General features: G+C 73.1%; 16 protein-coding genes. 6 read left to right on the top strand and 10 right to left on the bottom strand.

The window, feature by feature from the left end:
- Window positions 1-133: 133 nt before the first annotated feature.
- The 7 genes from ACZ4MU_RS13625 to ACZ4MU_RS13595 all read right to left on the bottom strand — a co-directional run bounded on the left by ACZ4MU_RS13625 (window position 134) and on the right by ACZ4MU_RS13595 (window position 8,741).
- A complete protein-coding gene (locus ACZ4MU_RS13625; RefSeq protein ID WP_467875105.1) occupies window positions 134-973 on the bottom strand; it encodes a siderophore-interacting protein in 840 nt (279 codons plus the stop codon).
- 2 nt (window positions 974-975) lie between these two features.
- Complete coding sequence (locus ACZ4MU_RS13620; RefSeq protein ID WP_467875103.1) at window positions 976-2,010, bottom strand: ABC transporter substrate-binding protein; 1,035 nt, start codon at window positions 2,008-2,010, stop codon at window positions 976-978.
- A gap of 164 nt (window positions 2,011-2,174) precedes the next feature.
- Window positions 2,175-2,351 carry a hypothetical protein gene (locus ACZ4MU_RS13615; protein WP_467875100.1) on the bottom strand — a complete coding sequence of 59 codons (177 nt, stop codon included), beginning with the start codon at window positions 2,349-2,351 and terminating at the stop codon, window positions 2,175-2,177.
- Between the two features lie 684 nt (window positions 2,352-3,035).
- Window positions 3,036-4,196 carry an acyl-CoA dehydrogenase family protein gene (locus ACZ4MU_RS13610; protein WP_467875098.1) on the bottom strand — a complete coding sequence of 387 codons (1,161 nt, stop codon included), beginning with the start codon at window positions 4,194-4,196 and terminating at the stop codon, window positions 3,036-3,038.
- Between the two features lie 5 nt (window positions 4,197-4,201).
- Window positions 4,202-5,131 (bottom strand): hydroxymethylglutaryl-CoA lyase, encoded by a 930-nt coding sequence (locus ACZ4MU_RS13605; RefSeq protein WP_467875528.1) that lies wholly within the window; start codon window positions 5,129-5,131, stop codon window positions 4,202-4,204.
- 8 nt (window positions 5,132-5,139) lie between these two features.
- On the bottom strand, window positions 5,140-7,095 hold the full coding sequence (locus tag ACZ4MU_RS13600) for an acetyl/propionyl/methylcrotonyl-CoA carboxylase subunit alpha (protein WP_467875095.1): 1,956 nt from the start codon (window positions 7,093-7,095) through the stop codon (window positions 5,140-5,142).
- A gap of 14 nt (window positions 7,096-7,109) precedes the next feature.
- Window positions 7,110-8,741, bottom strand: a complete 1,632-nt coding sequence (locus ACZ4MU_RS13595; protein WP_467875092.1) for a carboxyl transferase domain-containing protein — start codon at window positions 8,739-8,741, stop codon at window positions 7,110-7,112.
- 143 nt (window positions 8,742-8,884) lie between these two features.
- On the opposite strand from ACZ4MU_RS13595, the gene ACZ4MU_RS13590 reads away from it, so the two are divergent.
- Window positions 8,885-9,478: an SACE_7040 family transcriptional regulator gene (locus ACZ4MU_RS13590; RefSeq protein ID WP_467875089.1), complete on the top strand. Its 594-nt coding sequence runs from the start codon at window positions 8,885-8,887 to the stop codon at window positions 9,476-9,478.
- 182 nt (window positions 9,479-9,660) lie between these two features.
- Window positions 9,661-10,440 carry a phosphatase gene (locus tag ACZ4MU_RS13585; protein WP_467875086.1) on the top strand — a complete coding sequence of 260 codons (780 nt, stop codon included), beginning with the start codon at window positions 9,661-9,663 and terminating at the stop codon, window positions 10,438-10,440.
- 436 nt (window positions 10,441-10,876) lie between these two features.
- On the opposite strand, the gene ACZ4MU_RS13580 is transcribed toward ACZ4MU_RS13585, so the two are convergent.
- The 3 genes from ACZ4MU_RS13580 to ACZ4MU_RS13570 all read right to left on the bottom strand — a co-directional run bounded on the left by ACZ4MU_RS13580 (window position 10,877) and on the right by ACZ4MU_RS13570 (window position 14,432).
- A complete protein-coding gene (locus tag ACZ4MU_RS13580) occupies window positions 10,877-11,767 on the bottom strand; it encodes an acyl-CoA thioesterase (protein ID WP_467875083.1) in 891 nt (296 codons plus the stop codon).
- A complete protein-coding gene (locus tag ACZ4MU_RS13575) occupies window positions 11,764-12,921 on the bottom strand; it encodes an acyl-CoA dehydrogenase family protein (protein WP_467875082.1) in 1,158 nt (385 codons plus the stop codon). Before ACZ4MU_RS13575 ends, ACZ4MU_RS13580 begins: the two co-directional genes overlap by 4 nt.
- 77 nt (window positions 12,922-12,998) lie before the next feature.
- On the bottom strand, window positions 12,999-14,432 hold the full coding sequence (locus ACZ4MU_RS13570; protein ID WP_467875080.1) for a PucR family transcriptional regulator: 1,434 nt from the start codon (window positions 14,430-14,432) through the stop codon (window positions 12,999-13,001).
- Window positions 14,433-14,588: 156 nt separating this feature from the next.
- On the opposite strand from ACZ4MU_RS13570, the gene speB reads away from it, so the two are divergent.
- From speB to ACZ4MU_RS13550, 4 genes are all read left to right on the top strand, one after another.
- The gene (speB, locus tag ACZ4MU_RS13565; protein WP_467875078.1) at window positions 14,589-15,578 is read left to right on the top strand and encodes an agmatinase; all 990 of its coding nucleotides are present in this window, start codon (window positions 14,589-14,591) and stop codon (window positions 15,576-15,578) included.
- 73 nt (window positions 15,579-15,651) lie between these two features.
- On the top strand, window positions 15,652-17,337 hold the full coding sequence (locus ACZ4MU_RS13560; protein WP_467875076.1) for a thiamine pyrophosphate-binding protein: 1,686 nt from the start codon (window positions 15,652-15,654) through the stop codon (window positions 17,335-17,337).
- A 252-nt stretch (window positions 17,338-17,589) separates the two neighbouring features.
- On the top strand, window positions 17,590-18,498 hold the full coding sequence (locus tag ACZ4MU_RS13555) for a serine hydrolase (protein ID WP_467875525.1): 909 nt from the start codon (window positions 17,590-17,592) through the stop codon (window positions 18,496-18,498).
- Between the two features lie 144 nt (window positions 18,499-18,642).
- Window positions 18,643-22,350 carry an ABC transporter ATP-binding protein gene (locus ACZ4MU_RS13550; protein WP_467875073.1) on the top strand — a complete coding sequence of 1,236 codons (3,708 nt, stop codon included), beginning with the start codon at window positions 18,643-18,645 and terminating at the stop codon, window positions 22,348-22,350.
- The last annotated feature ends 28 nt before the right edge of the window (window positions 22,351-22,378 follow it).

Here is a 22,378-nt window from a genome sequence, read left to right as displayed (position 1 = left end):
TCGAAGTAAGGTTAGCCTAACCTAAGTTTGATCTCAACGGCGCCTCGCCCCCGTGGGGTGGAGCGCGGTGTACGCCCTTGGGGGGCGCGGGAACTGCGCGACGAGCCCGAACGGACCCGCGGTCGCGACAGCCCTACGCGGCCTCTTCCTCGCGCAGCTGGTCCTCGGAGCGCCCCCGGCGCCAATAGCCCACGAAAGTGACGTTCCTGCGGTCGACATGGCGCTCATTCACGAAGTGGCGCCGCAACTCCCGCATGGTGGAGGCCTCCCCGGCGATCCATACGTACGGGTCGAGCCCCGGCAGGACCGGCTCCGCGCGCACCGCGTCCAGGACGGAGGGCGCGCCCTCCTCCTTCACCAGCCAGGTGATGTCGGCGTCGGCGGCCGTCGGCAGCGCCATCCGGTCCCCGCTGAACGGCACTTCGAGCCACACCCGCGCGGGCGTACCGGCCGGCAGCCACTCCAGGATCGCGGAGACGGCGGGCAGCGCCGTCTCGTCGCCCCACAGCACCACCCCGTCCGTTCCCGCCGGAGGGCGGAAGCGCACCGCCGTGTTGTCGGCGACCGCCGGACCGAGGACCGCCACACGGTCCCCGGGCTCGGCGCGCGCGGCCCAGCGGCACGCCGGGCCGCCGTCCTCGTGGAGCGCGAAGTCGATGTCGACCTCGTCGGGGTCACGGCGCTGGGCGCGCAGGGTGTACGAGCGCATCACGGCCCGTACGCCCTCGGGCAGTGCCCGGTACTCCGCGAACCACGTCTGGGGGTCCTGGGTGAGCGGCAGGACGGGCGCGTCCTGGCCGGGGTGTGGCAGGAAGAGCGAGAGGCTCTGGTCCCGGCCGCCGCCCTCGAAGTACGCCAACTGCTCGCCGGCGAAGGTGATCCGCACCAGCGACGGGCCGAGCCGCCGGGTCCGTACCACGCTCAGATCGAAGAGACGGAAGGGGACGGTGGCGGTCTCGGCTGTCAGCGTCATGGTCAGGCAACCTTCTTCGCGGTCTCGATGGCCTGGGCGAGGGTTTCGAGGATCGGGGCGCACTTGGCGTACGAGTAGATCGGCTCGGTGGTGCGCGGGGTGATCTGGCCGGCCTTGACGGCGGGCAGTCCGGCCCAGGTCGGCTTGGACTTCAGGGCGTCGGGCTGGAGGGCGGTGGAGCGGTTGTCCATCATGATCACGTCGGCCTTGTACTTGCCGACGTTCTCCCAGCTCAGCTCCTCGAAGAAGCCCTGGGCGTTGACCTTCGGCTCGACGAACCTCACGCCCAGCTCCTGGAAGTAGGCGGTGTCGGCGGAGGTCTTGGGCGCCGAGACGTAGAACAGGTCGGCGCTGGCGGAGCCGATCATCACCGTGACGTTGGGGTTGGCCTTGGTGGCGGCCTTCAGCCGGGCGGCGGCCCTCTCGAACCGGGCCTTGGCCTCGGTGACCTTGGCGGCCTTGAGGTCGGCGCCGAGGGAGGCGGCGAGGTCGGCGCGGCGCTGGAGGGCGGCCGGCATGCTGAGCTGCGCGGCCCACAGGGCGACGCTCGGCGCGAGCTTGAGGATCTTGTCCTTGCTGTTGTCCGGCACGTACCAGAGGGCGTCCTTCTCCCACATGTCCGTGACGAGCAGGTCGGGCGCCAGGGCCGCGTACTTCTCCACGCTGAACTCGCCCCAGACGTTGCCGAGGATCTGGACCTTGTTGATGTCGAGATCGCCCGCCTGGACGTCCGGCTTGCCGTCCTTGGTCTTCGTCGGGCCGAACACGGCCTTGACCTCGACGCCGTAGTCGTGGAGGGCGGCGGCGGTGCCGGTGAAGGCGACGATGGTCGTGGGGGTGGACTTCGTCTCCACGGTCTTGCCACGGTCGTCCTTGAACGACCAGGGGCCGGACTTCCCGGTGGCCTTCTGCGCGTCGCCCGTTTTCTTGTCGTCGTCGCCGTCCCCGCAGGCGGCCAGCGCGGCCCCGAGGCCGAGGGCGCCGCCGGCGGCCAGCAGGCCGCGACGGGAGAGGTGGGACGCTCGGGAAAAGGGCATGACGATCCGCTTTCGTACGTGCCGGGGTCGGCCTCTGGCAGTTCCTGGGTAGGTTAGCCTAACCTCACAAGGATCTGTAGAGGGGTGGGGTTCCGGGGGCCCCTGGTCCGGCCCGGTCCGGCCTTGGCCCGACTGGGCGTCGGCGCTGGCCCGGGGCGCGGGGGTTATCGCCTCAGCGGGCCGTAGGTGAAGCGGACTTTGTGGGACGCGGTGGGCTCGAAGAGGGTGCGGCAGGCGGTGCAGTGCCAGTGCCAGCGGTCGGCGGCGCCGGGGGTGGTGGCGGAGGTGTCCTTCCACAGGGGCGGCCGCATGGGGCAGGCGGGGCAGGTGGGTGGGGTCACGTTGTTCAGGGTGGGGTGCGGGAGGTGGGGTGCGGGGGGTGTACGCGCCGGGTCCACCCCTTCGGGGGATTCCCCCCACCCCGCCCGTTCCCTTAACCCTCCGGGGGCGGGGGATGGGTGAACGCATTTCCCGGGGGCCACGGCCCCCAGCTCCCCCGGGCGGGCTACGCCCCTGCACCCCGGGCGAGGCCTGCGGCCCCCCGCACCCCACTGCGGGTGGGCTCAGACCTGCGGGCCGGTGGGGGTTGCTCGCGCAGTTCCCCGCGCCCCTAAAGGCGTGGGCCTCTGCAGGTCGTCGTCGGTTGCTCGGTGCCGGTGGGCACTTAGGGGCGCGGGGAACTGCGCGCTCGGCCACCCGCGACCCGCAGGCGGACTCCGGGCCCTGAAGGGGCGCGGGGAACTGCGCGAGCAACCCACCGCGACCCGCAGGTGAACTCCCCGGCCCGCAGGGCCATCCGGCCCCGGCTAGCCCCAACCCCCTGGGGGCGCGGGGAACTGCGCGCTCAGCCACACACCACCCGCAGACGACCACCGGGCCCTGAAGGGCGCGGGGAACTGCGCGAGCAAGCCACCACCGGGCCGCACCCGAAGTCCCGGCCGGGGAGGGGCGCGGGGAACCGCTGGCCTGTCCCGGCCGGCCCGCAGGCCCCCCGGAGGCGGGTCCGTGGCCGCAGGGGGCGGCCCTCAGGCAGGGAGGCCCAGTTCCCTCGCGATCAGCATGCGCTGCACCTCACTCGTCCCCTCCCCAATCTCCAAGATCTTGGAATCCCGCCACATCCGCGCGACCGGATACTCGTTCATGAAGCCATACCCCCCGTGGATCTGCGTGGCATCCCGCGCGTTGTCGACCGCCACCGTCGACGAGTACAGCTTCGCCACCGCCGCCTCCTTCTTGAAGGACTCCCCCCGCACCAGCCGCGACGCCGCGTCCCGCCACCCCACGCGCGCCATGTGCGCCCGCATCTCCATGTCCGCGATCTTGAACTGGATCGCCTGGTTGTCCCCGATGGGACGGCCGAAGGCGTGGCGCTCGCGCGCGTACCGCACGGACTCGTCGACGCAGCCCTGCGCCAGCCCCGTGGCCAGCGCGGAGATCGCGACGCGGCCCTCGTCGAGGATGCGCAGGAACTGCGCGTAGCCCCGGCCCTCCTCGCCCAGGAGGTTGGCCGCCGGGACGCGGACGTCCGCGAAGGACAGCTCGCGGGTGTCCGAGGCGTTCCACCCCACCTTCGAGTACGGCGCGGCCACCGTGAAGCCCGGCGTCCCGGACGGGACGATGATCGAGGAGATCAGCGGGCGTCCGTCCGTCTTGCGGCCGGTCACGGCCGTGACCGTCACCAGGCCCGTGACGTCCGTACCGGAGTTGGTGATGAAGCACTTGGTGCCGTTGATGACCCACTCGTCACCGTCGCGCACCGCCGTCGTCCGCGTGCCCCCCGCGTCGGAGCCGCAGTCCGGCTCGGTCAGGCCGAAGGCCCCGAGCATCTCGCCGGAGCAGAGCTTCGGCAGCCACTGGCGCTTCTGCTCCTCCGTACCGAACCGGAACACCGGCATCGCGCCGAGCGAGACCCCCGCCTCCAGGGTGATGGCCACCGAGGAGTCGACCCGCGCCAGCTCCTCAAGGGCGATGCCCAGCGCCAGGTAGTCGCCGCCCATGCCCCCGTACTCCTCGGGGAAGGGCAGCCCGAACAGGCCCATGCGGCCCATCTCGCGGACGATCTCGTACGGGAACTCGTGGCGCTCGTAGAAGTCGCCGATCTTGGGGGCGACGACGTCATGCGCGAACTCCTCGACCGTACGGCGGAGTTCTTCGTGCTCGTCGGAGAGCCGGTGGTCAAGGGACACGGGGGTCACTCCTTGTGGGAGTCGGGGGAGAGGGCGCGGACGGTGCGGGACGGGCTCGGCCGTCCCAGCCGCTCGGCCATCCACACGCTGGTGGCGGTGAGCCGGCCGAGGTCGACCCCGGTGTCGATACCGAGGCCCTGGAGCATCCACACGAGGTCTTCGGTGGCGAGGTTTCCGGTGGCGGACTTGGCGTACGGGCAGCCGCCCAGGCCGCCCGCCGAGGCGTCGACCGTGGTGACGCCGTGCTGGAGCGCGGCGAAGGTGTTGGAGAGCGCCTGGCCGTACGTGTCGTGGAAGTGCACCCCGATCGCGGAGGTCGGCACGCCCTCCTCGTTCAGGGCGGCCAGCAGGCTGCGGACATGGGCCGGGGTGGCGACGCCGATGGTGTCCCCGAGGCTCAGTTCGTCGCAGCCCAGGTCCATGAGTGACCTGGCGACGCGGACGACCTGGTGGACGGGGACGGCTCCCTCCCACGGGTCGCCGAAGCACATCGACAGATAGCCCCGGACGTGGCCGCCCTGCTCCTTGGCGCGCGCCACGACCGGCGCGAACATCCGGAGCGACTCGTCCACCGTACGGTTCAGGTTGGCCTTGGCGAAGGACTCCGTGGCGCTGGCGAAGACCGCGATCCGGTCGGCGCCCAGCGCGAGCGCCCGGTCCAGGCCGCGCTCGTTGGGCACCAGGACCGGCAGCGCCACGTCCGCGAGGCCGCCGAGCATCGGGAACAGCTGCTCGGCGTCGGCCAGTTGGGGCACCCACTTGGGGTGCACGAAACTGGTCGCCTCGATGGTGGTCAGGCCCGCGTCCGCGAGACGGCGGACGAACTCGGCCTTGACCTCGGTGGGCACGACCGTCTTCTCGTTCTGGAGGCCGTCGCGGGCCCCGACCTCGTGGATGCGTACCGAGGCGGGCAGGCCCTGCGCCGGTACGACCATGGGGAGCGTCACTTCTCCTCCTCCTTCGGGGTCACCACGGCCAGGACCTGGTCCATGGCCACGGTCGAGCCGGGGGAGACGTCCAGCTCGGTGACGGTGCCGGCGTGCGGGGCGGAGATGACGTGCTCCATCTTCATCGCCTCCACCACCAGCAGGCTCTGGCCCGCCGCGACCTCGTCCCCGACGGCCACCTTGACGACGGTGACGGTGCCGGGCATCGGGGCGGCCAGGGTGTCCGCGCCGCCGCGCGCGGCGCCGCCGAGGCTCGCCGCGACCGGGTCGTGGTCCAGCACGTGCCAGCTGTCCCCGTCCCGCCCGAGCCAGGTCCCCTCCGGGGAGGCGGCGGTGGTGAAGGTGTGGGTGACGCCGTCGAGCTCCACCGAGACCTGGCCGGGGACGACCCGGCCTGCGGCCGTGCCGCGAACCGTGTGCGTGACGGGGTCGAGGCCCGGTACGCGGAACGCGAAGGCCGGCGGCGCCGGTTCGCCGCCGAGGCGCCAGCCGCTGGGCACCGCGAACGGGTCCAGCCACGCGCCCGTGGCCCGCGGCCGCAGTCCCTCCTGCCGTACCAGCGCCGCCGCCGCGTACACCTCGTCCGGCACGCCGTCCGGCACCAGTGAGCCGGCCTCCCGCTCCACCAGGCCCGTGTCCAGGTCGCCCGCGACCACGTCCGGATGGGCGAGCAGCCGGCGCAGGAAGCCCGCGTTGGTGGGCACGCCCAGGGTGACCGTGTCGGCCAGCGCGGCACGCAGCCGGCGCAGGGCGGTGGCGCGGTCCGGGCCGTACGCGATGACCTTGGAGAGCATCGGGTCGTAGAGGCTGCCGACCTCCGTGCCCTCGCTCAGCCCCGAGTCGGTGCGCACCCCGTCGCCCTGGGGCTCTCGCAGCGCCAGGACCGTGCCCCCCGAGGGCAGAAAGCCCCGGGCGGGGTCCTCGGCGCAGACGCGGGCCTCGACGGCGTGGCCGGTCAGGGTGATGTCGCGCTGGGCGAAGGGGAGCGGTTCGCCGGAGGCGGCCCGCACCTGCCACTCCACCAGGTCAAGGCCCGTGATCAGCTCGGTGACCGGGTGTTCGACCTGAAGGCGGGTGTTCATCTCCATGAAGTAGTACGAGGAGGGGTCGTTGCCCGGGACGATGAACTCGACCGTGCCCGCGCCCGCGTAGCCGCAGGAGCGGGCCGCCTGGACCGCCGCCTCGCCCATGGAGGCCCGGGTCTCCTCGTCGAGCAGGACCGAGGGGGCCTCCTCGATGATCTTCTGGTGGCGGCGCTGGAGGGAGCACTCGCGCTCGCCGAGGTGCACCACGTTGCCGTGGCCGTCGGCGAGGACCTGGATCTCGATGTGGCGGGGGCGGTCGATCCACCGCTCCACCAGGAGCGTGTCGTCGCCGAAGGAGGCGCGGGCCTCGCGGCGGGCGGCCGCGATCTCATCGGCGAGCGCCGCCTCCTCCCGGACCAGCCGCATGCCCTTGCCGCCGCCGCCCGCGCTGGGCTTCAGCAGCACCGGCATCCCGATCTCGCGGGCGGCGTCGGCCAGTTGGGCGTCGGTGAGGCCGCTGCCCGAGGAGCCGGGCACGACCGGGACGCCGGCCGCCTTCACGGTCTCCTTGGCGCGGATCTTGTCGCCCATCAGCGAGATGGCGTCCGCCGGGGGGCCGATGAAGACCAGGCCGGCCTCGGCGCACGCGCGCGCGAAGGCCGCGTTCTCCGCGAGGAAGCCGTAGCCCGGGTGGACGGCCTGGGCGCCGCTCTTCGCCGCCGCCCGAAGGAGCCGGTCGATGGAGAGGTAGCTCTCGGAAGCCGCCGCCGGGCCGATCCGCACGGCCGTGTCGGCCTCGCGCACATGGCGGGCGTCCGCGTCCGCGTCGCTGAACACCGCGACCGAGCGCACCCCGAGGGCGCGCAGGGTGCGGATGACGCGGACGGCGATCTCGCCCCGGTTGGCGACGAGGACTGTGTCGAACATCGTCATGGTCCGCCTCACATCCGGAAGACGCCGAAGCCGGGCGCCGAGTAGTCCCGCTGGGGGAGGGGGGCGTTGGCACAGGCCGTCAGGGCGAGCCCGAGGACCTGGCGGGTCTCCATCGGGTCGATCACCCCGTCGTCCCACAGCCGGGCCGACGCGTAGTAGGCGTTGCCCTGCTGTTCGTACTGCGCGCGGATGGGGTCCTTGAAGGACTCCTCCTCCTCGGCGGGCCAGGACTCGCCGCGCGCCTCGAACTGGTCGCGCTTGACGGTGGCGAGCACCGAGGCGGCCTGCTCGCCGCCCATCACCGAGATCTTGGCGTTGGGCCACATCCACAGGAAGCGCGGCGAGTAGGCCCGGCCGCACATCGAGTAGTTCCCCGCCCCGTACGACCCGCCGACCACGACCGTCAGCTTGGGGACGCGGGTGCAGGCCACGGCGGTGACCATCTTGGCGCCGTGCTTGGCGATGCCTCCCGCCTCGTAGTCCCGGCCGACCATGAAGCCCGAGATGTTCTGGAGGAAGACCAGGGGGATGCCGCGCTGGTCGCACAGCTCGATGAAGTGGGCGCCCTTCTGGGCGGACTCGGAGAACAGGATGCCGTTGTTGGCGACGATGCCGACCGGGTGGCCGTGGATCCGGGCGAAGCCGGTCACCAGCGTCTGCCCGAACTCGGACTTGAACTCCTGGAACCGCGAGCCGTCGACCACGCGCGCGATGACCTCGCGGACGTCGTACGGCGTGCGCGAGTCGACCGGGACCGCCCCGTACAGCCCGAAGGGGTCGACCTTCGGCTCCTCCACCGGCTCCACGCTCCAGGGGAGCTCCCCGCGCGCGGGGAGGGTGGCCACGATGGTGCGCACGATGCGCAGCGCGTGCGCGTCGTCCTCGGCGAGGTGGTCGGTGACCCCGGAGGTGCGCGAGTGGACTTCGCCGCCGCCGAGCTCCTCGGCGGTGACGACCTCGCCGGTGGCGGCCTTCACCAGCGGCGGGCCGCCGAGGAAGATCGTGCCCTGGTTGCGGACGATCACGGCCTCGTCGCTCATCGCCGGCACATACGCCCCGCCGGCGGTGCAGGAGCCGAGGACCGCCGCGATCTGCGGGATCCCGGCGCCGGACATCCGGGCCTGGTTGTAGAAGATCCGCCCGAAGTGGTCCCGGTCGGGGAAGACCTCGTCCTGCATCGGCAGGAAGGCGCCGCCGGAGTCGACCAGGTAGAGGCACGGCAGCCGGTTCTCCAGGGCCACCTCCTGGGCGCGCAGGTGCTTCTTGACCGTCATCGGGTAGTACGTGCCGCCCTTGACCGTGGCGTCGTTGGCCACGATCACGCACTCGCGCCCGCTGACCCGCCCGATCCCGGCGATCACCCCAGCTGCGGGGGCCTGCCCGCCGTACATCCCGTCCGCCGCGAGGGGCGCCAGCTCCAGGAAGGGCGAGCCGGGGTCGAGCAGGGTGTCGACCCGGTCGCGCGGCAGCAGCTTGCCGCGCGCGACATGGCGCTCGCGGGCCCGCTCGCCGCCGCCGAGGCGGGCCGCGGCCAGCCGGGCGCGCAGCTCCTCGCCGAGGGCGCGGTGCGCCTCCTCGTTGGCCCGCCATGCCTCGGACGCGGGATCCGCCGCGCTCCCCAGGACCGGTGCCTGCTGCATCGTGTCGAGCCCCCTTGCCCGTACGAAGTCTTCGGCCGGAGCCCTCCGGTGGGATCTCCGACCGGAGTTCCGGAGGTTAATGACCGTTAACTCATTTCGTCCAGGTTAACGAGCGCTAACCGCGTTGTCTAGAATGAATTCTCATGAGCACCCGGACCGATGCCCCCACCCGCCGCGAGCAGATCCTGCGCGAGGCCGCGCGCCTGTTCGCCGAGCGCGGCTTCCACGGCGTGGGCGTCGACGAGATAGGCGCGGCCGTCGGTATCAGCGGCCCCGGCCTCTACCGGCACTTCGCGGGCAAGGACGCGATGCTGGCGGAGCTGCTGGTGGGGATCAGCGGGCGGCTCTACGACGGCGGCCGCAAGCGGGTCGCCGCGGCGGACGGCGGCCCCGAGGCGGTCCTCGGCTCGCTCATCGACGGCCACATCGACTTCGCCCTCGACGACCGGGCGCTCATCACGCTCCACGACCGGGAGCTGGACCGGCTGCGCGACAGCGACCGCAAGCTGGTGCGCCAGCTCCAGCGGCAGTACGTGGAGCTGTGGGTCGCGGTCGTCCGCGAGCTGTACCCGCACGGCTCCGAGGCCGAGGTCCGTGCCGCCGTCCACGCGGTCTTCGGCCTCCTCAACTCCACCCCCCACCTGGGCTCGTACGGGGCGGGGCTGCCGGGGCGCGACGCCACGGAGGCGCTGCTGCGGCGCCTGGCGCACGGGGCGTTCGCGGCGCTCGCGAACTGAAGCGCCACGCGCGCGTGGTCGCGTGTGCGGCAGTGAGTCCCTTGCGCCCGTGGTGGCGTGGGCGGCGGTGTTTCCAGCGGCCCGTGGTCGCGTGGGCGGCGGTGCGTCCGCCCGGCCGTGGTCGCGTGTCCGTTGCGCGGACGACGGCGCCCGGCGCCGCGCGCGGGGGCAGAATGGGGCGCATGCCGATACCCAGCCGTGCCGCTCTCGTCGACCACCTCGTCCGCACCCGTATCGCCGGAGACGTCGCCACCCCGCGCGACAACAACCTCTCCCACTACCGCAAGCTCGCCAACGGCGACCGCCACTACTGGCTGGGCCTGGAGCTGGGCGAGCGCTGGAGCGACGAGCAGGACGTGCTCGCCGTGATGGCCGAGCGCTGCGGCGTCGTCGACGACCCCGGGCACCGCACCGGCCAGGACACCATCGACCCGGAGCTGACGGTCGACGCGCTGGAGCGGATGGCGGCGCGGCTGCGCAAGGCCGTGGCCGGGAAGCAGCGGGTGCTCTTCGCCACCGGCCACCCCGGCGCGCTCATCGACGTGCACAGCCGGGTCGCGGCGGCGCTGCGGGGCGCGGGGTGCGAGATCGTGCGGATCCCGGACGGGGTGCTGGCGGACGACGGCTGTGTGGTGCAGTTCGCCGATGTCGCGCTGTACGAGCGGGGCGCGTCCCTGTGGCACACGCACTCGCCCGCGCCCATGGCGGCGATCCTGGACGCGCTGGAGCGGGAGGGGCGGGCGGTGCCGGACCTGGTCGTGGCGGACCACGGCTGGGCCGGGTGTGCGGCCCAGCGTGGGATCGATGCGGTGGGGTATGCCGACTGCAATGATCCCGCGTTGTTCCTGGCGGAGGCGGAGGGGACGCTTCAGGTCGCTGTTCCGCTGGATGACCATGTGGTCGATCCGCGGTTCTACGAGCCGATGATCGAATATGTGCTGGGGGCGGCGGAGCTGGGGTGAGGGTGTGCCGTGGGGCCCGGGTGCTTGTGTGCGGCCGGGTGGTGGGTTGCTCGCGCCGTTCCCCGCGCCCCTTAACGGGCCGGGACTTCGTGCGCGGGTTGTCTTGGGTTGCTCGCGCCGTTCCCCGCGCCCCTTCGGGGCCCGGTCTTTGGCTGCGGGTTGTCTGTGGCTGAGCGCGCAGTTCCCCGCGCCCCCAGGTACTCAGGGGCGCGGGGAACTGCGCGAGCGACCCAGCACGGTCCGCAGGCGAAAGGAGAGGGCTGGGGCGCAGCCCCGCAGCGCTCAGGGGCGCGGGGAACTGCGCCGCCGGCCCACCACCGGCCCGCAGGCGAAAGAAGGGGGCGCGGGCCCAGCCCGGCCGCGGGGGCCCGGCCGCGCCCGTCCGCCCGGCTCGGGGTGCAGAGGCCTCGCCCGCTAGTTCGGCCGCCCGGGGTGCTCAGGGCCGGGGGACCCTGACTACGCCCTCCTGGACCACCGTCACCGCCAAGCGGCCGTCCTGGGTGTAGATGCGGGCCTGGCCCAGGCCCCGGCCCGCCGAGGCCGAGGGGGACTCCTGGTCGTACAGGAGCCACTCGTCGGCCCGGAACGGGCGGTGGAACCACATCGCGTGGTCCAGGGACGCCCCCACCACGTCCCCGACCGCCCAGCCGCCCCGGCCGTGCGCGAGCAGCACCGAGTCGAGCAGCGTCATGTCGGAGACGTAGGTGGCCAGCGCGATGTGCAGCTGGGGATCGCCCCAGACGGAGTCCGGGGAAGGGTCGTCCGCGAGCTTGCCGTTCGTCCGGAACCACACCTGCGAGCGCGGCTCGCGCGCGGTGCCCACGCTGCCCCACGGCGGCACGTCGACGTAGCGCAGATCGACGGCGGCGCGCGCCTCGACCAGCCGGGCGGCGACGTCCGCCGGCAGATGGCGCGGCAGCATCTCCGCCGCCGTCGGCAGTGACTCGGGGTCGGGCGCGGGCGGCATGTCCACCTGGTGCTCAAGCCCCTCCTCGTACGTCTGGAAGGACGCCGAGAGGTGGAAGATCGGCTGGCCGTGCTGGACCGCGACGACCCTGCGGGTGGTGAAGGAGCGGCCGTCGCGGATGCGGTCGACCATGTAGACGATCGGCGCGCCCGGGTCCCCGGCGCGCAGGAAGTAGGCGTGCAGGGAGTGCGCGAGGCGGTCCTCGGGGACGGTGCGGCCCGCGGCGACCAGCGCCTGGGCCGCGACCTGTCCGCCGAAGACGCGCGGGACGAGCGCCGAGCGGGAGCGGCCCCGGAAGTAGTCCCGCTCGATCTGCTCCAGGTCGAGCAGATCGAGCAGGGCATCCAGAGCCTCGGTCACAGACCCATGTCCTTGGCGATGATCGACTTCATGATCTCGCTGGTGCCGCCGTAGATCCGGTTGACCCGGTTGTCGGCGTACAGACGGGCGATCGGGTACTCGTTCATGAAGCCGTAGCCGCCGTGCAGCTGGAGGCAGCGGTCGATGACGCGGTGGGCGACCTCGGTGCAGAACAGCTTGGCGGAGGCGGCCTCGGCCGGGGTCAGCTCGCCCGCGTCGAGGGCTTCGAGCGCGCGGTCGGCGACCGCCTCGGCGGCGTCCACCTCGGCCTGGCAGGCGGCCAGTTCGAACTTGGTGTTCTGGAAGTGCGCGACCGGCTTGCCGAAGACGGTGCGCTCCTGGACGTAGTTCTTGGCGAACCGGACGGCGGCCTTGGCCTGTGCGTAGGCGCCGAAGGCGATGCCCCAGCGCTCGGAGGCGAGGTTGTGGCCGAGGTAGTAGAAGCCCTTGTTCTCCTCGCCGAGGAGGTCCTCCACGGGGACCTTCACGTCGACGAACGCCAGCTCGGCGGTGTCGGAGGTGCGCAGGCCGAGCTTGTCGAGCTTGCGGCCGATGGAGTAACCCTCGGCCTTGGTGTCGACGGCGAACAGCGAGATGCCGTGGCGGCGGTCCTCGGCGGTGGGCGCGGCGGTGCGGGCGCAGACGATCACGCGGTCGGCGTGGACGCCGCCGGTGATGAAGGTCTTGGCGCCGTTGAGGACGTAGTGCGTGCCGTCCTCGGAGAGCTTGGCGGTGGTCTTCATGCCCGCGAGGTCGGAGCCGGTGCCCGGCTCGGTCATCGCCAGCGCCCACATCTCCTCACCCGAGACGAACTTGGGCAGGAAGCGCTTCTTCTGCTCGTCGCTGGCGAGCATCTTGATGTAGGGCAGGCCCAGCAGCACGTGCACGCCGGAGCCGCCGAACTGCACGCCCGCGCGGGCCGTCTCCTCGTACATGACGGCCTCGAACTTGTACGACTCGATGCCGGCGCCGCCGTACTCCTCGTCGACGCGGATGCCGAAGACGCCGAGCTCGGCGAGCTTGTAGTAGAAGTCGCGCGGCGCCTGGCCGGCGGCGAACCACTCGTCGTAGACCGGCACGACCTCGGCCTCGATGAAGGCCCGGATGGTGTCCCGGAACGCCTCGTGGTCCTCGTTGAATACGGTGCGGCGCACGGACGCTCTCCTTCTGACGGTGGCGGCGGCTGGGCTAAGCGCTTGCTCAGAGTTTGAAAGACGAAGTTACCCGGCGGTCACTCGCACTGTCCAGAGTGAGGCTCAGCACGTCCCGGCGCACTCCGTAGCGCGAGCCACAGCTCCGTGCGGACGTCCATGTCGTCCAGGTCCGCGTCCAGCAGCGCCGCGCAGCGGGCCACGCGCTGGCGGACGGTGTTGCGGTGCACCCCGAGCTCCACGGCCGTCCGGTCCCAGCTGCCGTGCAGCGAGAGCCAGGTGCGCAGGGTCGCCACCAGCGGCTCGGAGAGCGGGGCGAGCAGCGCGCGGGCGTACGCCGCGGCCTCCCGCGGGTCCACCAGCGAGGCGTAACCGCCGGTGCGGTGGCGCACCAGCGCCGACCGGGTGGCCTCGGCCCGGCGCAGGGCCCGCGCCGCCTGGGCGTCGGCGGCGGCCAGCTCCCCGGCCGCGACGGGCGCGCTCACGCCCAGCGTCCAGCCGGGGCGCGCGGCGATCTCCCGCCCTGCGGGGACGAGTACGCGCGCGTGGCCGTCGCCCGCCTCCACCAGCGGGCTGCCGAGGTCGGGCGGGTCCCCCTCCCCGCGCGCGTGGACGACGGTCCAGGGCGCCTCGCCGAGCAGCGGAGCCACCTCGGCCGGGGCCGCGCCGAGCAGCAGTCGCACCAGCGCGGCAGAGCGGGCGGCCTCGCCCGCGCCCTGGCGGTCCGCGGTGAGCAGGGAGAGCAGCACGGAGGCGACCCCGGCGACGGTGTGGTCGCCCGCCTCGCGCCCCTCGGTCACGGTCGCGAGCACCAGGTGCCGCGGCCCGGTCAGGGCGTAGGCGGCGAGGTGCGGGCCCGCGCCGGTGTCGGTGGCGGACGCGGGGGAGCCGGGGGCGGCCGGGGCCACCACCGCCGCCAGTCGGCGCAGCGCCGCCGCCACCTCCGGGGACGGATCCCGCCCCGCCGCCCGCAGGACAACGCCCTCGGGGCCGAGCAGTCCCGCCCAGCCGCCGAGCCGGACCGCGAGCTGGTGCAGGACCGCCGGGACGGGGTCCGGGCGCGACGCCGCCGCGGCGAGCCCCTGCTGGGCCCGGGCGACCCGGCGCAGCTCATGGTGGCGGGCCCGGGTCATCAGCCCCCACACCGCCCGGGCGACCGCCCCGAACGTGGTGGTCGGCGGCACTTCGAGCAGCGGCAGCCCGTGCCGCTCGCAGGCGTCGACCAGGGCCGCCGGGACCGTGTCGTACACCGGGGTGACGCCGAAGCCGAGCGCCGCCGCGCCCGCCTCGGCGACCCGCGCCGCGTACCGCTCCGGTTCGGTGAGCTGCACGCCCGCGGTCAGCAGCAGCTCCCCGCCCAGCAGATACGGATACGGGTCGGCCATCTCCGAGGTGTGCACCCAGTGCACATCCGCCTCGGGCGGCCCGGCGATCCGCCGCAGGCCGAGGCCCGTCCGGGTCAGCAGGGCCGAGAGCGGGACGGGAGTGGTGGGAGGGACGGAGGCGTCCGCCATGGTGGATGAACCCTCCATCATCGGCGTCGGGAGTGGAGGAAACGTACACTTCAGTGTCGCTGTCCGGCGACCTATCGTCGTGGTGAACCGCATGAACCGTGTGAAGTGCGCGAACCGCACAGACCGCACGAATCGCCGAAACGAAGGGCCCTCCCCATGAGCAGCAACGAAACGCCGCGCGGTCCGATCGACTCGTCCCGCGTCCCGCGGTACGCCGGTCCCGCGACCTTCGCCCGGCTGCCCCGTCTCGACGAGGTCGGCACCGCCGATGTCGCGGTGGTCGGCGTGCCCTTCGACAGCGGTGTCTCCTACCGGCCCGGCGCCCGCTTCGGCGGCAACGCCATCCGGGAGGCCTCCCGTCTGCTGCGCCCCTACAACCCGGCGCAGGACGCCTCGCCCTTCGCGCTCGCCCAGGTCGCGGACGGCGGCGACATCGCGGTGAACCCGTTCAACATCAACGAGGCCGTGGACACCATCGAGGCCGCCGCCGACGACCTGCTCGGCACCGGTGCCCGCCTGATGACGCTCGGCGGCGACCACACCATCGCGCTGCCCCTCCTCAGGAGCGTCGCCAAGAAGCACGGCCCGGTCGCGCTGCTCCACTTCGACGCGCACCTGGACACCTGGGACACCTACTTCGGCGCCGAGTACACCCACGGCACCCCGTTCCGCCGCGCGGTCGAGGAGGGCATCCTCGACACCGAGGCGCTCTCCCACGTCGGCACCCGCGGCCCGCTCTACGGCAAGCAGGACCTCACCGACGACGAGAAGATGGGCTTCGGCATCGTCACCTCGGCCGACGTCTACCGCCGCGGCGCCGACGAGGTCGCCGACCAGCTGCGCCAGCGCATCGGCGACCGCCCGCTCTACATCTCCATCGACATCGACTGCCTCGACCCGGCGCACGCCCCCGGCACGGGCACCCCGGAGGCGGGCGGCATGACCTCCCGCGAACTCCTGGAGATCCTGCGGGGCCTGGCCTCGTGCAACCTGGTCTCGGCCGACGTCGTGGAGGTCGCCCCGGCCTACGACCACGCCGAGATCACCTCGGTCGCGGCCTCCCACACCGCCTACGAGCTCACCACGATCATGTCCCGGCAGATCGCGGCGGCCCGCGCCGAAAGCGCGGGACAGACCGGCAAGTGACGTTCACACGTCGCCGGGCGGCCGCCGTGCCGGCCGCCCGGCGACGGGCCCCGCTCCCGGAAGAGGACGCGCAGTGACCCACGACCACCACGACCCGGTGCTCCGGCCCACGCCGCGGCAGACCGAGGCGGCCCTCAACCCGCCGCCCGGCCGCACCGGCGGCGACCTCGTCGTCGAGACCCTGCGGGGGCTCGGCGCCACCACCGTCTTCGGGCTCCCCGGTCAGCACGCGCTCGCCCTCTTCGACGCCGTGGGCCGCTCCGACCTGCGCCTGGTCGGGCTGCGCACGGAGAGCAACGCGGGCTTCGCCGCCGACGCCTACGGGCGGATCACCGGCGAGGCCGCCCCGCTGCTGCTCTCCACCGGCCCCGGCGCCCTCGCCTCGCTGCCCGCCCTCCAGGAGGCGGCCGCGGCCAGCGCCCCGGTGGTGGCGATCTCCAGTCAGGTCCCCACCGAGGGCCTGGGCGGCGGCCGCCGCGGCCATCTGCACGAGCTGCGCGACCAGACGGCGTCCTTCCGGGACGTGGTGAAGTCCGTGCACCCCGTCCGAACCCCCTCCCAGATCCCCTCGGCCCTCGCCGCCGCCTGGGAGTCGGCGCTGACCGCCCCGCACGGGCCGGTCTGGGTGGAGATTCCCGAGGACGTGCTCCTCGCCGAGACCGTGCTCCCCGAGGTCACGGGCGTGGACGCGACCCCGCGCGAACTCGTGCCGCGCCCGGAGCTGACCGCCCTCGCGGCCCACTGGCTCCAGACCGCAGTCCGGCCCGTGATCATCGCGGGTGGCGGTGTCGTACGGTCGGACGCGGCCGGCAAGCTCCGGCAGCTCGCCGAGCGTCTGAACGCCCCCGTCGTCACCACCTTCGGCGGCAAGGGCGCCTTCCCCTGGAACCACCCGCTGTCGCTCCAGTCCTGGCTGGAGGACCGGCACATGACCGACTTCCTGGAGGACGCCGACGTCCTCCTCGTCGTCGGCTCGGGCCTGGGCGAGCTGTCGTCGAACTACCACACGTTCCTCCCCGGCGGCCGGGTCGTCCAGATCGAGGCCGACCTCGGCAAGCTGGAGTCCAACCACCCCGCCCTCGGCATCCACGCCGACGCCCGGCTCGCGCTCCAGGCCCTGCTGGAGACCGTGGGCGAGCGCCCCGACCCGTACGCTCCGGCCCGGGTGCGGCTGGTCCTGGACGAGATCGCGGCCCGTCTGGCCGGGCAGGGCCTGGAGCCGGAGCAGTCCCTGCTGGCCTCGATCCGCTCGGCGCTGCCGCCGCGCTCCCCGTCGTTCTGGGACATGACGGTCCTGGGCTACTGGGCCTGGTCCGCCTTCGACGCCCGGCACCCCAACACCATGCACTCCGCGCAGGGCGCGGGCGGCCTCGGCTACGCCTTCCCCGCCGCCCTCGGCGCGGCCGTCGCCGAGCCCGGCACCCCCGTCCTCGCGGTCTCGGGCGACGGCGGTGCCATGTACTCGGTCGCCGAACTGGCCACCGCCCGCCAGCACGGCCTGGACGTCACCTGGCTCATCGTCGACGACGGCGGCTACGGCATCCTGCGGGCCTACATGACCGACGCCTTCGGCAGCGCCACCGGCACCGAGCTGACCCGCCCCGACTTCGTGGCACTGGCCGAGTCCTTCGGCGTACCGGCCGCCCGCACCACGCCGCAGAGCCTGGCGGAGGACCTCACCAAGGCCCTGGCCGCCCCCGGCCCCTCGGTCGTGGTGCTGCCCGTCGTCCCGCGCATGTTCGCCCCGACCCACCGCTGACGTCTCCGTCCGCCCCTGCCTGTCCGGTATGGGGCGATAGGCGACCGCCGGTGACAGAGCTGTGACAGAGTCCGGCGCCTTTGCCGGGCAACTATCGCGTCCTCGACGAGTCATCTCAGGTGGGCGTACCACGGGGGTGCGCCCACCTGACGATCTCCAGGGGACGGAACCGCTTTGCCCAGACAACCCCGCACCTCCCGCATATCCCGCCGGGCGCGCCGCGGCGCGCTCTCGCTGGCCGTCGCCGCGGGCGTGCTCGCGCCGGTGGCCGTCGCCGCGACGCCGGCCGCCGCGGCGACGACCGTGAGCTGCACCTCCGCCAAGGCCGGTCTCGCCGCCAAGCTGACCAAGGACATCACCGCCGCGCTCAAGGGCCACTCGTCGCTGACGGCCGTGGCGCTGTACGACCGCTCGACCGGCACCAAGTGCGAGCTGCGCGCGACCGACACCTTCGACTCCGCGAGCGTGGTCAAGGCCACCGTGCTGGCGACGCTGCTGTGGGACGCCGGCAACCACCACCGCTCGCTCACCTCCAACGAGCGCGCGCTGGCCACCAAGATGATCACCGCGTCGGACAACGACTCCACGACCGCCCTGTGGAAGCAGCTCGGCACCTCCAAGGTGTCCGCCTTCCTCAAGGCCGCCGGGATGACCCAGACGACGCCGGGCTCCGGCGGCTACTGGGGCCTGACCCGGATCACCGCCCGCGACCAGGCCAAGCTGCTGGCGCTGCTGACCTCCCACAACTCGGTGCTCAGCGACGACGCCCGGGAGTACGAGCTCGGCCTGATGAACCGCGTCCGCTCGGACCAGCGCTGGGGCACCCCCGCAGGTGTCCAGGGCGGGACGACCGTGCACGTGAAGAACGGCTGGCTGTCGCGCGCCACGCACGGCTGGCGGGTGCACAGCATCGGCGCCTTCACCGACGGCGGCCACGACTACGGCCTGGCGGTCCTCACCGAGGACAACAGCACGATGAGCCAGGGCATCAGCACCATCGAGGCCGTCGCCCGCGCCGTCCACGCCGACATCGGCCGCCCGGCCGAGGGCGGCAGGCCCTGGCACAGGCCGACGCGGCCCTCGGTGGCGAGCGAGGCCATCCCGCCGGTGCCCGAGGCACCCGCGGGCCGCGACCTGGTCACGGTGGTCCCGAACCGCTAGTCCCGCCGCGGAGGCGCCCCGTAAAACCCGCCCCGGTCGCAGGACCAGGGGCGGGTTTTTCCGTCGCCGGACGTTGCGGCGGGATGAAATCCGCCGGTGGCGGCGTTGGAGCCTTCCGGCGGAGCGGACACACGGGAGGCACCAGTGGCGGCGGCAGAGCAAGGGTGGGCACGACGGCTCACCGGGTACGCCTGGCGGTACCGGCGAGATGTGGTGCTGGCCCTCGGGTCGTCGCTCGGCGGCATGGCGGTGATGGCTCTGGTCCCGCTGGTCACCAAGGTGATCATCGACGACGTGATCGGCTCCCACACCCGCTCCCTGGCCGTGTGGACGGGCGTGCTCATAGCCTCGGCCGTCGTCGTGTACGTCCTGACGTACATCCGCCGCTACTACGGCGGCCGTCTCGCCCTCGACGTCCAGCACGACCTGCGGACCGAGATGTACGCGACGATCACCAAGCTCGACGGGCGGCGCCAGGACGAGCTCTCCACCGGCCAGGTGGTCGGCCGCGCCACCAGCGACCTCCAGCTCATCCAGGGCCTGCTCTTCATGCTGCCGATGACCATCGGCAACATCCTGCTCTTCGTGATCTCCCTGGCGGTCATGGCCTGGCTCTCACCGCTGCTCACCCTGGTGGCGCTGGCCGTGGCGCCCGCCCTGTGGTTCATCGCCCGGCGCAGCCGCAACCGGCTCTTCCCGGCCACCTGGTACGCCCAGGGCCAGGCGGCGGCCGTCGCGGGCGTCGTCGACGGCGCCGTCTCGGGCGTCCGCGTGGTGAAGGGCTTCGGCCAGGAGGAGCAGGAGACCGGCAAGCTCCGCGAGGTCGGCCGCAGACTCTTCGCGGGCCGGCTGCGCACGATCAAGCTGAACTCCCGCTACACCCCCGCCCTCCAGGCCGTCCCCGCGCTCGGCCAGGTCGCCATGCTGGCCCTGGGCGGCTGGCTGGCCACCCGGGGCGAGATCACCCTCGGCACCTTCGTCGCCTTCTCCACGTATCTGGCGCAGCTCGTCGGGCCGGTGCGGATGCTGGCCATGGTGCTCACCGTCGGCCAGCAGGCCCGGGCGGGCGTCGAGCGCGTCCTGGAGCTGATCGACACCGAGCCGTCGATCGCGGACGGCACCAAGGAGCTGCCCGCCGACGCGCCCGCCACGGTCGAGTTCGACGACGTGAGCTTCGCGTACGAGGACGGGCGCCCGGTCCTGGACGGCTTCTCCCTGGAGATCTCGCCCGGCGAGACCGTCGCCGTGGTCGGCGCCTCGGGCTCCGGCAAGTCCACCGTCTCGCTGCTGCTGCCGCGCTTCTACGACGTCACCCACGGGGCCGTCCTGGTCGGCGGCCACGACGTGCGCGAGCTGACGCTCGCCTCGCTGCGCTCCGCCATCGGCCTGGTCCCGGAGGACAGCTTCCTCTTCTCCGACACCGTGCGCGCCAACATCGCGTACGGCAGGCCCGACGCCACCCAGGAGGAGATCGAGGCCGCCGCGCGCGCGGCCCAGGCGGACGGGTTCATCGCCGGTCTGCCCGAGGGCTACGACACCACGGTCGGCGAGCACGGTCTGACCCTCTCCGGCGGCCAGCGCCAGCGCGTGGCTCTGGCCCGCGCCATCCTCACCGACCCGCGCCTGCTGGTCCTGGACGACGCCACCTCGGCCGTGGACGCGCGCGTGGAGCACGAGATCCACGAAGCCCTCAAGTCGGTGATGGCCGGGCGCACCACCCTGCTCATTGCCCACCGCCGCTCCACCCTCAACCTCGCCGACCGCATCGCCGTCCTCGACGAGGGCCGCCTGGCGGCGCTGGGCGCCCATGAGGAGCTCCAACGCGACTCGGCGCTCTACCGCCGGCTGCTGACCGACCCGGACGAGCTGGGCGCGGTCTCGCCCGGCCACATCGTGCCGGTGGAGGCGGTGGAGGACCGGACCGTACGGGACGAGCTGGACGCCGAGTTCGACGCCGAGCGGGGCATCACGCCCCCGCTGTGGATCCGCGAGGACAAGCCGGTCTCCGCCGCCCCCGGCGGGATGCCGGCCACCCCCGAGCTCCTGGCTCAGGTCGAGGCGCTGCCCCCGGCCACCGACACCCCCGGGATCGACGAGGCCAGGGCCGTGCGGCCCGAGGAGTCCTACGGCCTGCGCCGCCTGCTCAAGGGCTTCGGCAAGCCGCTCTCCGTCAGCCTCGCGCTGGTCGCGGTCGACGCGGGCATGTCCCTGCTGCTGCCGGTGCTGATCCGGCACGGCATCGACCGGGGCGTCACCAGGATGGCGCTCGGCGCGGTGTGGGCGGCGGCGGGGCTGGCCCTGCTGACCGTGGTGATCCAGTGGGCCGCGCAGTTCGGCGAGACCCGGATGACCGGGCGCACCGGCGAGCGCGTCCTCTACAGCCTCCGGCTGAAGATCTTCGCCCAGCTCCAGCGGCTCGGCCTGGACTACTACGAGCGCGAGCTGACCGGCCGGATCATGACCCGGATGACCACGGACGTGGACGCCCTGGCCACCTTCCTCCAGACCGGCCTGGTCACCGCGTTCGTCGCCGTCGTCACCTTCTTCGGCATCATGGTCGCGCTGCTGGTCATCGACCTCCAGCTGGCGCTCGTCGTCTTCGCCACCCTGCCGCCGCTGATCCTGGGCACCTACTTCTTCCGCAGGCAGAGCGTGAAGGCGTACGAGCTGGCCCGCGAGCGGGTCGCCGGGGTCAACGCCGACCTCCAGGAGTCGGTGAGCGGACTGCGGATCGTGCAGGCCTTCGGCCGCGAGCGCGACGGCGCCGCCCGCTTCACCGCCCGCAGCGCCGACTACCGCTCGGCCCGTATCCGCGGCCAGTGGCTGATCTCGGTGTACTTCCCCTTCGTCCAGCTCCTGTCTTCGGTCGCCGCGGCCGCGGTGCTGATCGTGGGCGCCCACCGGGTCGACGCGGGCACCCTGACCACGGGCGCGCTCGTCGCCTACCTCCTCTACATCGACCTGTTCTTCGCTCCCGTACAGCAGCTCTCGCAGGTCTTCGACGGCTACCAGCAGGCGGCCGTCTCCCTCAAGCGCATCCAGGAGCTGCTGCGCGAGCCGACCTCCACGGCGGCGGCCGGGGAGCCGAGGGAGGTCTCCTCGCTGCGCGGCGAGATCGCCTTCGAGGAGGTCGACTTCCGTTACGGGGACGAGGAGGAGGCCCTGTCGGGCGTGAACCTGAGCATTCCGGCCGGGCAGACGGTCGCCTTCGTCGGCGAGACGGGCGCGGGCAAGTCCACGCTGGTCAAGCTGGTCGCGCGGTTCTACGACCCCACCGGCGGCCGGGTCACCGTCGACGGTACCGACCTGCGCGACCTCGACCTCACCGCCTACCGCCACCGCCTCGGCGTCGTGCCGCAGGAGGCGTACCTGTTCGCCGGGACCGTCCGGGACGCCATCGCCTACGGGCGGCCCGACGCCACGGACGCCCAGGTGGAGGCCGCCGCCCGCGCGGTCGGCGCGCACGACATGATCGCCACGCTGGACGGCGGCTACCTCCACGAGGTGGCCGAGCGCGGCCGCAACCTCTCGGCCGGACAGCGCCAGCTGATCGCGCTGGCCCGCGCCGAGCTCGTCGACCCGGACGTGCTGCTCCTGGACGAGGCCACCGCCGCCCTGGACCTGGCGACCGAGGCCCAGGTCAACCAGGCCACCGACCGGCTCACCGGCCGCCGCACCACCCTGGTCGTCGCCCACCGCCTCACCACGGCCGCCCGCGCCGACCGGGTGGTGGTGATGGACCACGGCCGGGTCGTCGAGGACGGCACCCACGACGAACTCCTCGCCCGGGGCGGGCGGTACGCGAGCCTGTGGCGCACCTTCATCGGCGAGGACGAGCCCGCGGCGGTGTGAGCGTCTGAGTACGCGCACACAGACGAAT

The sequence above is a fragment of the Streptomyces sp. NPDC026377 genome (assembly GCF_055567715.1).
Note: the sequence above shows the minus strand (reverse complement) of the source record. Positions and strands in the feature narration are given on the sequence as shown.